Origin of the sequence: Streptomyces sp. CCM_MD2014 (assembly GCF_000772045.1) — a bacterium.
Lineage (GTDB): Bacteria > Actinomycetota > Actinomycetes > Streptomycetales > Streptomycetaceae > Streptomyces > Streptomyces salinarius.
This window is the reverse complement of sequence record NZ_CP009754.1, coordinates 2573309-2586795: the sequence shown is the minus strand read 5'-3', so window position 1 is coordinate 2586795 and position 13487 is coordinate 2573309. Positions and strand designations below refer to the sequence as shown.

Sequence of the window (13487 nt, the reverse complement as noted above, 5' to 3'; positions counted from 1 at the left end):
TTATCGGGTTCCCCACATATAGGTCTGCTTCTTGAGCTTGAGGTAGACGAAGCTCTCGGTGGAGCGCACGCCGGGCACGGCCCGGATGCGTCGGTTGATGACCTCCAGGAGGTGGTCGTCGTCCTCGCAGACGACCTCCACCATCAGGTCGAAGGAGCCCGCGGTCATCACCACGTACTCGCACTCGGACATGGCCGCCAGCGCCTCGGCCACCGACTCCACGTCGCCCTCGACGTTGACGCCGACCATCGCCTGGCGCCGGAAGCCCACCGTGAGCGGGTCCGTGACGGCGACGATCTGCATCACGCCCTGGTCGAGCAGCTTCTGGACGCGCTGGCGCACGGCCGCCTCCGACAGACCCACGGCCTTGCCGATGGCGGCGTACGGCCTGCGGCCGTCCTCCTGGAGCTGCTCGATGATGGCGAGGGAGACGGCGTCCAACTGGGGACCGCCGTTCCTGGACTCGCGGGAGTCCTTCTGGTCTGCGCTTCGACTGGCCACGGCTTCACTGTGCACGACGTATCGACAGTTTCGCAAGCCCGGATCAATGAAATTCGTTGTTTCGATCGCTTCAAGCTGCGGATATCGCAACCTCGGGGGGAGCGGGGGTGTTGAAAACGTCGGCGCTCCGTCTAGGGTGGGTGTCTCAGTCAATGGACACCCGAACTTGGAGGGCCGGCAGTGAGCACCGAGCTGCGTCGTCTGCGCAATTACATCGACGGTGAGTTCCGGGACGCCGCCGACGGACGGACCACGGAAGTGGTCAACCCGGCCACGGGCGAGGCGTACGCGACCGCCCCCCTCTCCCGGGAGGCGGACGTGGACGCCGCGATGGCGGCCGCCGAGGCGGCCTTCCCGGCCTGGCGGGACCTGGTTCCGGCCGAGCGGCAGAAGGCCCTGCTGAAGATCGCGGACGCGTTCGAGGAGCGGGCCGAGGAACTGATCGCGGCCGAGGTGGAGAACACGGGCAAGCCCATCGGGCTCACCCGCTCCGAGGAGATCCCGCCGATGGTCGACCAGATCCGCTTCTTCGCGGGCGCGGCACGGATGCTCGAAGGGCGCGGCGCCGGCGAGTACATGGAGGGGCTGACCTCCTTCGTGCGCCGCGAGCCCATCGGCGTCTGCGCGCAGGTCGCGCCGTGGAACTACCCGATGATGATGGCCGTGTGGAAGTTCGCCCCGGCGCTCGCCGCGGGCAACACGGTCGTCCTCAAGCCCTCGGACACCACCCCCGCGTCCACGGCCCTGATGGCCGACATCATCGGCTCCATCGTGCCCAAGGGCGTCTTCAACGTCGTCTGCGGCGACCGCGACACCGGCCGCCTGATGGTCGAGCACGAGACCCCGGCGATGGCCTCCATCACCGGCTCCGTGCGGGCCGGCATGTCGGTCGCCGAGTCGGCCTCCAAGGACCTCAAGCGTGTCCACCTGGAGCTGGGCGGCAAGGCCCCGGTCGTCGTCTTCGAGGACACCGACATCCCGGGGGCCGTCGAGGGCATCTCGGAGGCGGGCTACTTCAACGCCGGCCAGGACTGCACGGCGGCCACCCGCGTGCTCGTGCACGAGTCGATCCACGACGAGTTCGTGAGTGCGCTCGCGAAGGCCGCGTCCGAGATCAAGACCGGTCAGCCGGACGACGAGGACGTGCTCTACGGCCCGCTCAACAACCCCAACCAGCTCAAGCAGGTCTCCGGGTTCATCGAGCGGCTGCCCGCCCACGCCAAGGTCGAGGCGGGCGGTCACCGGGTCGGCGACAAGGGCTACTTCTACGCACCGACCGTCGTCTCCGGCCTCAAGCAGGACGACGAGATCATCCAGCAGGAGGTCTTCGGCCCGGTCATCACCGTCCAGTCCTTCCGCGACGAGGACCAGGCCGTCGAGTGGGCCAACGGCGTCGAGTACGCGCTGGCCTCCTCGGTGTGGACCAAGGACCACGGGCGCGCGATGCGGATGTCCAAGAAGCTCGACTTCGGCTGCGTGTGGATCAACACCCACATCCCGCTGGTCGCCGAGATGCCGCACGGCGGCTTCAAGAAGTCCGGCTACGGCAAGGACCTGTCGGGGTACGGCTTCGAGGACTACACGCGGATCAAGCACGTGATGACGTCGCTGGACGCGTGACGGCGCCGGAAGCCGGGCGCCTGACGATGCCCGGCGCCTGACGGCTGAAGCCCGGCTCGCGTGCGGCCCCGGACGGGAACCCCCGTCCGGGGCCGCACCACGTGGACGGCGTGGACCCGCCTGGGTCGTGAACTCGCCCAGGTCGACAGGGTGTCGGGCCTGTACGGGTGCGCTCGACGCAGCGTCGATTGTTCCGGCGGGCGCGGGGCGGGATCCTTCGTGCCATGCCCCTGCTCCCGAAGACGCCCCCGCTGTCCCGTCGTACCCTGCTGCGCGGCCTGGGCGGTTCCGCCGCGCTCGGTGCGCTCGGCACACTGGCCGGCTGCGGCGTGCCCGCCGCGTACGTCGCCCCGGGCGACCGCGCCGCCGCCGACCGGTCCGCCACCGAGCACCGGCTGACCTGGGCCAACTGGCCGCTCTACATCGACACCGACGACGAGCACCCGAGCCGGCGGCCCACCCTGGAGGCGTTCGAGGAGGAGACGGGCATCTCCGTCGAGTACATCGAGGAGATCAACGACAACGACGAGTTCTTCGGCAAGATCAGCCCGTCCCTGATGAACCACCAGCCCACCGACCGCGACCTGATCGTCATCAGCGACTGGATGTGCGGGCGGTTCGTACGGCTGGGCTGGGTCCAGGAGATGGACCGGGACCGCCAGCCGAACGTCACCAAGTACCTGGACCCGCTGCTGCGTTCGCCCGCCTTCGACCCCGGCCGGAAGTTCACCGTGCCCTGGCAGTCGGGCATCACCGGGATCGCCTACAACCGGCGCAGGCTCGGCCGGGAGATCCGGCACGTGTCCGACCTGTGGGCGGCCGACCTCAAGGGCCGCGTGACGCTCCTGTCGGGCATGGACGAGGCCTTCGCGCTGCTGATGCAGGGCAACGGCGTGGACATCACCGACTGGAAGGCGGACGACTTCCACCTGATCTGCGACCAGGTGGAGAAGCAGGTCGCCAAGGGGCAGATCCGCCGCTTCACCGGCAACGACTACATCAAGGACCTCTCCAGCGGCGACGTCCTCGCCTGCCAGGCCTACTCCGGCGACGTGATCCAGCTCCAGGCGGACGACCCGGACATCGAGTTCGTCGTCCCGGAGGAGGGCGCCGAACTGTGGGCGGAGTCCCTCATGATCCCCAACCTGGCCCGCCACAAGACCAACGCCGAGCGGCTGATCGACTACTACTACCGGCCCGAGGTCGCCGCGGAGCTGGCCGCCTGGGTCAACTACGTCTGCCCGGTCCCCGCCGCCCAGGACGTCCTCGCCTCCTCCGACGACGAGGAGACCGCGGCCCTGGCGGAGGATCCGCTGATCTTCCCGGACGCGGCGATGCGCGAACGGCTGGCCATCGCACGGGACATCGCAGCGGGGGAGCGGTCGGAGTTCGCGAAGCGGTGGAACGGGATCGTCGGCGTGTAGCAGACTGCTCACGTGGTGAATTCATCGGACGATGAAAAGGCGGTCGGGGGCTCGGCCCCGCGGGCGCGGCGACGATCGGCGCACACGCGGTGGCGCGGCGGCTGCCGGGGCTACCGCAGCGCGGCCGCGGTGATCGCGTCGGTTGTACGGGTCACGTTCTACGGGACCTCGGTGCGCGCCTCGCCCACGTCGCGCAGCGCGCACAGGACGTCGATGCGGTTGGTCGTGATCGAGTCGACGCCCGCGGCGCGCAGCCGGCGCATCGTGCGGCGGGTGTCCGGGGTCCAGGCGGACAGCAGCAGGCCGTCGGCGTGGACGCGCTCGGCCAGGGCCCGGGTCACCAGGCCGAACCGGTAGTTGAGCCACCGCGGCCGGACCGAGGCCAGCAGCGCGGGCCGGGGCGGGGCCGCCGTCGTCCAGGTCATGGCGATCTCGGCGGCGGGATCGGCGGCCCGCACCGCGAGCATGGCCGCGGCGCCCGCCGTGTAGTACACGCGGTCCCGCGCCCCGCACTCGCGCACCACGTCCACGATGCGCCGGACCGCCCGCTCGCCCGGCCCGCCCGGCAGGTCCAGCATCAGCCGGCTGCCGTCCGTGGCCGCCAGCGCCTCCGCCAGCGTCGGCACCCGGCCCGCCGTCAGCCCGCGCACCTCCTCGGCCGACAGGGACCGCAGCGGCCGGTCGTGCCGCCACAGCCGCTTCAGCGTCTCGTCGTGCAGCAGCACCGGCACGCCGTCGCGGGTGAGGCGTACGTCCGTCTCGACCGCGTCCGCGCCGCGGTCCAGCGCGGAACGCAGCGACTCGATCGTGTTCTCGCGGTACCGGTAGGGGTCGCCGCGGTGGGCGACGGCGGTCAGGGCGCGCGGGGTGTCCATGGCGGGGCAGCTCTCGTCGGGCGCGGTTCTCAGGAGGCGAGCCAGGCGGCGGTGTACGTGTCGATCTCCTCGATGATCCGTGCCTTGCCCGGCGCGTCGAGGAACGACGCCTCGACCCCGTTCTTCGCCAGGCCGGCGAGGCCCCGCTCGTCGAGGCCCAGGAGCCGGGCGGCCACGGCGTACTCGTTGTTGAGATCGGTGCCGAACATCGGCGGGTCGTCCGAGTTGACCGTCACCAGGACGCCGGCGCGGGCGAACTCCTTGATCGGGTGCTCGTCCAGGGTGCGCACCGCGCGGGTGGCGATGTTCGAGGTCGGGCACACCTCCAGCGGAATGCGCCGCTCGGCGAGGTGGGCGAGGAGCTTCGGGTCCTGGGCCGAGCTGGTGCCGTGCCCGATGCGCTCGGCGCGCAGGTCGGTGAGGGCGTCCCACACGGTCTGCGGCCCCGTGGTCTCTCCGGCGTGCGGCACCGAGTGCAGGCCCGCGGCGATCGCCCGGTCGAAGTACGGCTTGAACTGCGGGCGGGCCACCCCGATCTCGGGTCCGCCGAGCCCGAAGGAGACCAGGCCCTCCGGACGCAGCCGGTCGTCGGTGGCGAGCCGGGCCGTCTCCTCGGCGGACTCCAGACCGGCCTCGCCCGGAATGTCGAAGCACCAGCGCAGTACGGTCCCGAACTCGGCCTCGGCCGCCTTGCGGGCGTCCTCGATCGCCTCCATGAAGGCGCCCTCGTCGATGCCGCGCCGGGTGGAGGAGAACGGGGTGATGGTCAGCTCGGCGTACCGCACCTGCTGGCGGGCCATGTCCCGGGCCACCTCGTAGGTGAGCAGCCGGACGTCCTCCGGGGTGCGGATCAGGTCGACCACGGACAGGTACACGTCGATGAAGTGCGCGAAGTCCGTGAAGGTGAAGTAGTCGACCAGCGCCTCGGGGTCGGTCGGAACCTTGGAGTCGCGGTGGCGCGCGGCCAGTTCGGAGACGATGCGCGGGGAGGCGGAGCCGACGTGGTGGACGTGCAGTTCGGCCTTCGGCAGTCCGGCGATGAAGGCGTGCAGATCGCGCGGGACGTCGGGGTCGACGAGGTGCTCGGTCAAGGGTTCCTCCCCAGGGCGGCGCCCCGGGCCGCGCGCGGCGGCGGTGGGGCGCGGGTGATCGGCTGATCGGTCGTTCGGGGATCATCGTAGGCCGGTCTCACGCCCGGCGGCCCGGGACCGTAGCATGGCGGGCACGAACGACCCCGGGGGGACGAGAGATGACGGACGCGATACGGCCCGACGGGGATCCCGCCGGCGGACACGACCCCTGGGCTCCCCCGGAGAGCGGGCCGTCGCTGGACAAGGGCGCCGGCGCCGGACCGGCCCAGGAGCCGCCCCGGCCGCCCGCCTCGGACACACCGCCCGCCTGGCAGCCGCCGCCGGGCGTGCACGACCAGGCCACGGTCACGTCGATGCCGGGCGCCGGTTACACCCCTCCCGACTCCGCGGTGCCGCCTCCGCCGGTCGCGCCCGACGGTGCCGGTGCGCCGGTCGGGTACGGCTATCCCGGGTACGGCCAGGGCTACGGCTGGCCCGGCATGCCGATGGCCCCGCAGAACGGCATGGGCACCGCCTCGATGGTGCTCGGCATCCTGGCCTGCGCGCTGTTCTGCATGTACGGCGTGGTCTCCCTGGTGCTCGGCGTGCTCGCCATCGTCTTCGGGGTCAAGGGCCGCCGGAAGGCGGAGGCCGGCCTGGCCAACAACCACGGGCAGGCCCAGGCCGGGTTCGTCATGGGCATCATCGGGGTCGTCCTCGGCATCGCCGTGATCGTCCTGATCGCCGTCGGGATCACCGCCGCGATCAACGACGACTCGTACTACGACGACCCCTACTACGGCTCCTCGCGCCCCGCGCCGGTCTCCGTGACGGCGGAAAGCTGAGCACCTCCCCCCAGCAGTGCCTCTACGATGTCAAGCGCCAACGAGGGGAGAGCAGTTCATGTCGTACTCCAATCCCGGACCCGGGGGATACGGGTCGCCGCAGCAACCGGGCCAGCCGCCCGCCGGGGGCTACGCCTACCCGCAGTCCGCGCCCGGCTACGGCTACCCGAACCAGGGGGCGTCCTACCCGGCCGCCCCGCCGGTGGGGTATCCGCAGGCCCCGGGCTACGCCATGCCGATGCAGCCGAGCAACGGCATGGGGACCACGGGACTGGTCCTCGGCATCATCGGCGTGGTGTGCAGCCTGACCTTCTTCCTCTGGTTCTTCGGCGTGATCCTGGGCATCCTCGGGATCATCTTCGGCGCGGTGGGCCGGGGCAAGGCCACCCGGGGCGAGGCCACCAACAAGGGCGCCGCGACCGCCGGTCTGGTGCTCGGCATCACGGCCACCGTGATCCTGCCGCTGCTCGGCTTCCTCGCCTTCGCGAGTCTGATGAGCGTCGCCTGAACCCTGCTGTGCGGCAAGGGGGCGGCCCTCGGGCCGCCCCCTCGGCCGCTCAAGAGCCGCCCGGCGGACATCCGGGAATCGCGTCGCTCAGCAGCCGTCCGCGCGCAGCCGCTCACGGGCCGCCATCAGCGCGAAGCCCAGCAGATTCGGCCCGCGCCAGCGCTCCGGGTCGGTCGCCGCCTCGTCGTCCGCGGCCAGACCGATGCCCCACACCCGGTCCACGGGACTCGCCTCCACCAGCACTCTGTCGCCCGTGTTGAGCAGGAACTCCCGCAGCGCCGGGTCCGAGGCGAACTTGTGGACGCTGCCCTCCACCACGATCCGGAACCGCTCCCGCTCCCACACCGTCTCGTCGAAGCCGCGCACCAGCCGGCCCGCCTTCTTCGCCTCGGCGGGATGAGCGGCCGCCAGCACCCGCCGCTCGGCGTCCGGGTCCCCGAAGAGCCGGGCCTTGCCCGCCATCATCCAGTGCTCGGCCGTCCGGTACTCCACCTCCGCCACCGTGAACGGCGACGGCCACCACTGGCTCAGACAGCTCGGTCCGAGCCTGCCGTCGGGGAGCGGCCGGTGCCCCCAGAAGCACAGGTACTTGATCCGCTCGCCCGCGCGGACCCGCCCGGCCAGCGCTTCCCGGCCCGTGCCCTCCACCGCTGCTCCCGTGATCTTCTCCATGCACGCGAGTGTGGCACGCGCCACTGACACTCCGTCCGCCCTTTTCCGTGGCGACTCGACACCTGGTCGACAGATTCCGTCGCGTAACCAAATGGCAACAACGGAATCACTTGTTGGTGGCCTAGTGCTCTGTCAGGATCGGCACTCACATCGAGCCTGAGCCACGCCGGCCCCCACCACGGGGAGACGGAGGAGAGCCGACATGCACAACCCGGGCAACGCCACCCCGGACCGATTCCCGGCCCAGGACCGCTTCGCGGACGGGGCCCAGTACATCGCGGGCCGTCTCACGAAGGGCACCTCCGGACGGACGCACACCGTCGTCGACCCGGCGACCGGCGAGGACGTCCTGACCTATGAACTGGCCGGCCCCGACGACGTCGACGCGGCCGTCGCCGCCGCGCGGGAGGCGTTCCCCGGCTGGGCCGGCGCCACCCCCGGCGAGCGTTCCGACGCCCTGCACCGTTTCGCCGCCGTCCTCGCCGAGCGCGCCGAGGACTTCGCCCGCGCGGAGTCCCTGCAGTGCGGCAAGCCGCTGAAGCTGACGCGGGAGTTCGACGTGCCGGGCACGGTCGACAACGCGGCCTTCTTCGCCGGCGCCGCCCGCCACCTCCAGGGGCAGTCGGCGGGGGAGTACTCCGGCGACCACACCTCGTACGTGCGCCGCGAGCCGATCGGCGTCGTCGGGTCCATCGCGCCCTGGAACTACCCGCTCCAGATGGCCGCCTGGAAGATCCTCCCGGCGATCGCCGCGGGCAACACCATCGTGCTCAAGCCCGCCGAGATCACCCCGCTCACCTCCCTGATGTTCGCCCAGGCGGCGACCGAGGCCGGCATCCCGGACGGCGTGATCAACATCGTCAGCGGCACCGGCCGGGAGGCCGGCGAGCACCTCGTCGCCCACCCCGACGTCGCCATGACCTCCTTCACCGGGTCCACCGCCGTCGGCAAGCGCGTCGCCGAGGTCGCCACCGCCACCGTCAAGCGCCTCCACCTGGAGCTGGGCGGCAAGGCACCCTTCCTCGTCTTCGACGACGCCGACCTGGACGCCGCCGTCCACGGCGCGGTCGCGGGCGCGCTCATCAACACCGGCCAGGACTGCACGGCCGCCACGCGCGCGTACGTGCAGCGGCCCCTGTACGAGGCGTTCGTCGAGAGGACCGCCGCCCTCATGGAGACCGTCCGCGTCGGCGACCCCTTCGCGCCCGGTACCGACCTCGGCCCGCTGGTCAGCCACGTGCAGCGGGACCGCGTCGCCGCCTTCGTCGACCGGGCCCGCTCCTACGCGCGCGTGGTGTGCGGCGGCGAGGCGCCCGAGGGTGACCTGAAGAACGGCGCCTACTACCGGCCCACCCTGATCGCGGACGCCGCCCAGGACAGCGAGGTCGTCCAGTCCGAGATCTTCGGTCCCGTCCTGGTCGTCCTGCCCTTCGACACCGACGACGAGGGCATCCGGCTGGCCAACGACACGCCGTACGGGCTCGCCGCCTCCGCCTGGAGCCGGGACGTGTACCGCGCGAACCGCGCCACCCGCGAGATCAAGGCGGGCTGCGTGTGGGTCAACGACCACATCCCGATCATCAGCGAGATGCCGCACGGCGGGTACAAGGCGTCCGGCTTCGGCAAGGACATGTCCGCGTACTCCTTCGAGGAGTACACGCAGGTCAAGCACGTCATGTTCGACAACACCGCGGTGGCGGCCAAGGACTGGCACCGCACCGTCTTCGGGGACCGATAGTCACGACGAGAGGCCGCCGACCACGGCCGACCCACCCGAAAGGGCAACCACGCGCATGGAGCAGTACGAGCCCGACCGCCTGTCCCCGGCCCAAGTGGCCGCCGTGCGGCGCTCACTCAGGAGCGGCAGGGCCGCCCTCACCCGCCGTTCGCTGCTGCGCGCCTCCACGGGCGGCGCGCTCGCGGCCGGCGGCCTCGGCCTGCTGAGCGGCTGCGGCATCCCGGCGGCCGGCAAGACCGAGGGCGGCGTCTCCGCCGAGGACCACTCCAAGGAGGAGAAACAGGTCCGCTTCTCCAACTGGACCGAGTACATGGACGTCGACGAGAGCGGCCGCCGGCACCCCACGCTGGAGGCGTTCACCAAGCGCACCGGCGTCAAGGTCACGTACACCGAGGACATCAACGACAACAGCGAGTTCTTCGGCAAGATCCAGCCGCAGCTCGCCGCGGGCCAGGAGACCGGCCGCGACATCATCGTCCTCACCGACTGGCTGGCCGCCCGCCTGATCCGGCTCGGCTGGGTCCAGAAACTCGACCCGGCCAACCTGCCGCACGCCTTCGCCAACCTGTCGCCCCAGTTCCGCAGCCCCGACTGGGACCCGGGCCGTGCCTACTCCTACCCCTGGCAGGGCATCTCCGCCGTCATCGCCTACAACAAGAAGGCCCTGGACGGCATCGAGGTGAAGTCCGTCTCCGACCTGCTCGACAACCCGAAGCTCAAGGGGCGGGTCGGCTTCCTCACCGAGATGCGCGACACCATGGGCATGACCCTGCTCGACATGGGCAAGGACCCGGCCCGCTTCACCGACGACGACTACGACGCGGGGATCGCCCGCCTCCAGAAGGGCGTCGACCGCGGCCAGATACGCCGCTTCACCGGCAACGACTACACGTCCGACCTCAGCAAGGGCGACTTCGCGGCCTGTCTGGCCTGGGCCGGCGACGTGGTCCAGCTCAAGGCCGACAACCCGGACATCGACTTCGTCATCCCGGACAGCGGCTACGTCACGTCCAGCGACAACATGCTGATCCCCAACAAGGCACGGCACAAGACCAACGCCGAACGGCTCATCGACTACTACTACGAACCGGGCCCGGCCGCGGAACTCGCCGCCTACATCAACTTCGTCTGCCCCGTCGACGGCGTGAAGGACGACCTGGCGAAGATCGACGAGGACGCGGCGAACAACCCGCTGATCATTCCCGACCAGGCCATGCAGGCCAGGTCGCACTCCTTCCGCTCCCTGAGTTCGAAGGAAGAGACCGCATACGAAGAGAAGTTCGCGAAGCTCACCGGGGCGTGACGACGATGACGACCAACACGACGAAGAACCAGAAGGCCGCGACGGACGGCGGCGGCGACGTCCGCCTCGCCGGCATCACCAAGACCTACGGCTCCTTCACCGCCGTGCACCCGCTCGACCTGACCGTGCCCCAGGGGTCCTTCTTCGCCCTGCTCGGCGCCTCCGGCTGCGGCAAGACCACCACCCTGCGCATGATCGCCGGGCTGGAGGAGCCGAGCGGCGGCACCGTCCACCTCGGCGACCAGGACGTGACCGCGCTGCCGCCCTACAAACGGCCGGTCAACACGGTCTTCCAGTCCTACGCCCTCTTCCCGCACCTCGACATCTACGAGAACGTCGCCTTCGGCCTGCGCCGGCGCGGCATCAAGAGCGTGAAGAAGCAGGTCGGCGAGATGCTCGACCTGGTGCAGCTCGGCGAGCAGGCACGCAAGAAGCCGCACCAGCTCTCCGGCGGCCAGCAGCAGCGCGTCGCGGTCGCCCGCGCCCTGATCAACCACCCCAAGGTGCTGCTCCTCGACGAGCCCCTCGGTGCCCTCGACCTGAAGCTGCGCCGCCAGATGCAGCTGGAGCTCAAGCGCATCCAGACCGAGGTCGGCATCACCTTCGTGCACGTCACCCACGACCAGGAGGAGGCCATGACGATGGCCGACCAGGTCGCCGTGATGAACGCGGGCCGCGTCGAGCAACTGGGCGCCCCCGCCGATCTGTACGAGAACCCGCGGACCACCTTCGTCGCCAACTTCCTGGGCACCTCCAACCTCATCGAGGCCGAGGTCGACACCCGCAGCGGCGACGACGTCGTCGTGAAGGCGGCCGGGGACAAGCTCGTCCTGCCGGGCGCCCGGTGTTCCGCCCCGGCGAAGGCGGGCGGCAAGGTCCTGGTCGGGGTCCGCCCCGAGAAGATCAGCCTCACCCACGCGGACGACGCGGGCGCCATCCCCGAGGGCCGCAACCGCATCACCGGCAGGATCGCCAACACCAGTTTCATCGGGGTCTCCACCCAGTACGTCGTGGACTGCGCGGCCTGCCCCGAGTTCGAGGTCTACGCCCAGAACATCGACCGCGACCCCCGCCTCGCACCCGGCGCCGAGGTCGTCCTGCACTGGAGTCCGGCGCACACCTTCGGCCTCGACGCGGCCCAGGACATCGACGCCGGTGTGGCCGAGGGCGAGGCCGCCTGATGTCCACGTTCACCGAGGCGCCGCCGCCGCTGACCCCGACCGCGCCCGAACAGAAGCCCCCGCGCAAACGCGGCCGCTGGACGCCGTACTGGCTGCTGCTGCCCGGCATCCTGTGGCTGGTCGTCTTCTTCGCGGCGCCGATGGTCTACCAGGCCTCCACCTCCGTGCAGACCGGCTCGCTGGAGGAGGGCTACAAGGTCACCTGGCACTTCGTGACCTACTGGGACGCGGTGTCCGAGTACTGGCCGCAGTTCCTGCGGTCGGTCGCCTACGCCGCCTCCGCGACCGTGCTGTGCCTGCTGCTCGGCTACCCGCTCGCGTACCTCATCGCCTTCCGGGCGGGCCGCTGGCGGAACCTGATCATGATCCTGGTGATCGCGCCGTTCTTCACCAGCTTCCTGATCCGCACCCTGGCCTGGAAGACGATCCTCGCGGACGGCGGCCCGGTGGTCGGCGCCCTGAACACGCTGCACGTCCTGGACGTGACCGGCTGGCTCGGCTGGACCTCCGGCGACCGGGTGCTGGCCACTCCGCTCGCGGTGGTCTGCGGTCTGACGTACAACTTCCTGCCGTTCATGATCCTGCCGCTCTACACCTCCCTGGAGCGCATCGACGGCCGGCTGCACGAGGCGGCGGGGGACCTGTACGCCAAGCCCTCCACGGTCTTCCGCAAGGTCACCTTCCCGCTGTCGATGCCGGGCGTGGTCTCCGGCACGCTGCTGACCTTCATCCCGGCCACCGGCGACTACGTCAACGCCTCCCTGCTGGGCTCGGCCGACACCGGAATGATCGGAAACGTGATCCAGTCCCAGTTCCTGCGGGTGCTGGACTATCCGACGGCGGCCGCGCTCTCGTTCGTCCTCATGGCCGCGATTCTCGCCATGGTCACCTTCTACATCCGTAAGTCGGGGACGGAGGATCTGGTTTAAATGGCCTTCGTCAACTGGCTGAAGCGCAATCTCGTCGTCATCGCCGGACTGCTGACGCTCGCTTACCTTCTGCTGCCCAACGTCATCGTCACGGTGTTCTCGTTCAACAAACCGAACGGGCGCTTCAACTACGAATGGCAGCAGTTCTCCACGGACGCCTGGAAGGACCCGTGCGGGGTCGCCGGGCTGTGCGGTTCCCTCTCGCTCAGCCTCCAGATCGCCCTCTGGGCGACGCTGGGCGCCACCGCACTCGGCACCGCCATCGCCTTCGCGCTGGTCCGCTACCGCTTCCGCGCGCGGGGCGCGATCAACTCGCTGATCTTCCTGCCGATGGCGATGCCCGAGGTCGTGATGGCCGCCTCGCTGCTCACCCTCTTCCTCAACATGGGTGCTCAGCTCGGCTTCTGGACGATCTTGATCGCCCACATCATGTTCTGCCTCAGCTTCGTCGTGACGGCCGTCAAGGCGCGCGTGATGTCGATGGACCCACGCCTGGAACAGGCGGCGCAGGACCTGTACGCCGGTCCCTTCCAGACCTTCGTCCGGGTCACGCTGCCCATCGCCGCCCCCGGCATCGCGGCCGGCGCACTGCTCGCCTTCGCGCTGTCCTTCGACGATTTCATCATCACCAATTTCAACGCGGGTTCGACCGTCACCTTCCCCATGTTCGTGTGGGGATCGGCCCAGCGCGGAACGCCCGTTCAGATCAATGTCGTCGGTACGGCCATGTTCGTGATCGCCGTACTGTTCGTCCTGGTCTCCATGGTCATCGGCAACCGCCGAAACCGCCGCAAGGCATAAAGCATCTCGGTTTGTCTTCG

The 13487-nt window shown here is 70.3% G+C and carries 12 protein-coding genes and 1 pseudogene; 9 read left to right on the top strand and 4 right to left on the bottom strand.

Annotation, left to right across the window (positions count from 1 at the left end; genetic code table 11):
- Positions 1-516 carry an Lrp/AsnC family transcriptional regulator gene (locus NI25_RS11055; protein WP_052838356.1) on the bottom strand — a complete coding sequence of 172 codons (516 nt, stop codon included), beginning with the start codon at positions 514-516 and terminating at the stop codon, positions 1-3.
- Positions 517-681: 165 nt separating this feature from the next.
- On the opposite strand from NI25_RS11055, the gene NI25_RS11050 reads away from it, so the two are divergent.
- Positions 682-2121 (top strand): gamma-aminobutyraldehyde dehydrogenase, encoded by a 1440-nt coding sequence (locus tag NI25_RS11050; RefSeq protein WP_061442304.1) that lies wholly within the window; start codon positions 682-684, stop codon positions 2119-2121.
- Positions 2122-2345: 224 nt separating this feature from the next.
- On the top strand, positions 2346-3545 hold the full coding sequence (locus NI25_RS11045) for a polyamine ABC transporter substrate-binding protein (RefSeq protein WP_061442303.1): 1200 nt from the start codon (positions 2346-2348) through the stop codon (positions 3543-3545).
- Positions 3546-3703: 158 nt separating this feature from the next.
- Here the strand turns inward: NI25_RS11045 and NI25_RS11040 are convergent, their stop codons facing one another.
- Both NI25_RS11040 and NI25_RS11035 read right to left on the bottom strand, forming a co-directional pair.
- Positions 3704-4420, bottom strand: a complete 717-nt coding sequence (locus tag NI25_RS11040; RefSeq protein WP_061442302.1) for a glycerophosphodiester phosphodiesterase — start codon at positions 4418-4420, stop codon at positions 3704-3706.
- A 29-nt stretch (positions 4421-4449) separates the two neighbouring features.
- Positions 4450-5612: pseudogene (locus NI25_RS11035) on the bottom strand (adenosine deaminase).
- A gap of 57 nt (positions 5613-5669) precedes the next feature.
- On the opposite strand from NI25_RS11035, the gene NI25_RS11030 reads away from it, so the two are divergent.
- On the top strand, positions 5670-6335 hold the full coding sequence (locus tag NI25_RS11030; RefSeq protein ID WP_061442300.1) for a DUF4190 domain-containing protein: 666 nt from the start codon (positions 5670-5672) through the stop codon (positions 6333-6335).
- Positions 6336-6393: 58 nt separating this feature from the next.
- Positions 6394-6843, top strand: a complete 450-nt coding sequence (locus NI25_RS11025) for a DUF4190 domain-containing protein (RefSeq protein WP_061442299.1) — start codon at positions 6394-6396, stop codon at positions 6841-6843.
- 87 nt (positions 6844-6930) lie between these two features.
- Here the strand turns inward: NI25_RS11025 and NI25_RS11020 are convergent, their stop codons facing one another.
- Complete coding sequence (locus NI25_RS11020) at positions 6931-7515, bottom strand: NADAR family protein (RefSeq protein WP_199560879.1); 585 nt, start codon at positions 7513-7515, stop codon at positions 6931-6933.
- A 202-nt stretch (positions 7516-7717) separates the two neighbouring features.
- Between NI25_RS11020 and NI25_RS11015 the strand changes: the two genes are divergently transcribed.
- Genes NI25_RS11015 through NI25_RS10995 form a run of 5 tightly spaced genes read left to right on the top strand, consistent with a single transcriptional unit; the run spans position 7718 to position 13467 of the window.
- On the top strand, positions 7718-9253 hold the full coding sequence (locus NI25_RS11015; RefSeq protein WP_061442297.1) for a gamma-aminobutyraldehyde dehydrogenase: 1536 nt from the start codon (positions 7718-7720) through the stop codon (positions 9251-9253).
- A 55-nt stretch (positions 9254-9308) separates the two neighbouring features.
- Positions 9309-10556 (top strand): ABC transporter substrate-binding protein, encoded by a 1248-nt coding sequence (locus NI25_RS11010; protein WP_061442296.1) that lies wholly within the window; start codon positions 9309-9311, stop codon positions 10554-10556.
- Positions 10557-10561: 5 nt separating this feature from the next.
- Positions 10562-11737, top strand: a complete 1176-nt coding sequence (locus tag NI25_RS11005) for an ABC transporter ATP-binding protein (protein WP_061446865.1) — start codon at positions 10562-10564, stop codon at positions 11735-11737.
- Positions 11737-12666, top strand: a complete 930-nt coding sequence (locus NI25_RS11000) for an ABC transporter permease (protein ID WP_061442295.1) — start codon at positions 11737-11739, stop codon at positions 12664-12666. The genes NI25_RS11005 and NI25_RS11000 overlap by 1 nt, the downstream gene beginning before the upstream one ends.
- On the top strand, positions 12667-13467 hold the full coding sequence (locus NI25_RS10995) for an ABC transporter permease (RefSeq protein WP_061442294.1): 801 nt from the start codon (positions 12667-12669) through the stop codon (positions 13465-13467).
- Positions 13468-13487: the final 20 nt, after the last annotated feature.

Excerpts from the sequence above, each read along its gene's own strand:
- NI25_RS11045 (WP_061442303.1), top strand. The coding sequence starts at position 2,346 with ATGCCCCTGCTCCCGAAGACGCCCCCGCTGTCCCGTCGTACCCTGCTG.
- NI25_RS11030 (WP_061442300.1), top strand. The coding sequence starts at position 5,670 with ATGACGGACGCGATACGGCCCGACGGGGATCCCGCCGGCGGACACGAC.
- NI25_RS11015 (WP_061442297.1), top strand. The coding sequence starts at position 7,718 with ATGCACAACCCGGGCAACGCCACCCCGGACCGATTCCCGGCCCAGGAC.
- NI25_RS11020 (WP_199560879.1), bottom strand. The coding sequence starts at position 7,515 with ATGGAGAAGATCACGGGAGCAGCGGTGGAGGGCACGGGCCGGGAAGCG.
- NI25_RS11005 (WP_061446865.1), top strand. The coding sequence starts at position 10,562 with ATGACGACCAACACGACGAAGAACCAGAAGGCCGCGACGGACGGCGGC.
- NI25_RS11040 (WP_061442302.1), bottom strand. The coding sequence starts at position 4,420 with ATGGACACCCCGCGCGCCCTGACCGCCGTCGCCCACCGCGGCGACCCC.
- NI25_RS11000 (WP_061442295.1), top strand. The coding sequence starts at position 11,737 with ATGTCCACGTTCACCGAGGCGCCGCCGCCGCTGACCCCGACCGCGCCC.
- NI25_RS10995 (WP_061442294.1), top strand. The coding sequence starts at position 12,667 with ATGGCCTTCGTCAACTGGCTGAAGCGCAATCTCGTCGTCATCGCCGGA.
- NI25_RS11025 (WP_061442299.1), top strand. The coding sequence starts at position 6,394 with ATGTCGTACTCCAATCCCGGACCCGGGGGATACGGGTCGCCGCAGCAA.
- NI25_RS11010 (WP_061442296.1), top strand. The coding sequence starts at position 9,309 with ATGGAGCAGTACGAGCCCGACCGCCTGTCCCCGGCCCAAGTGGCCGCC.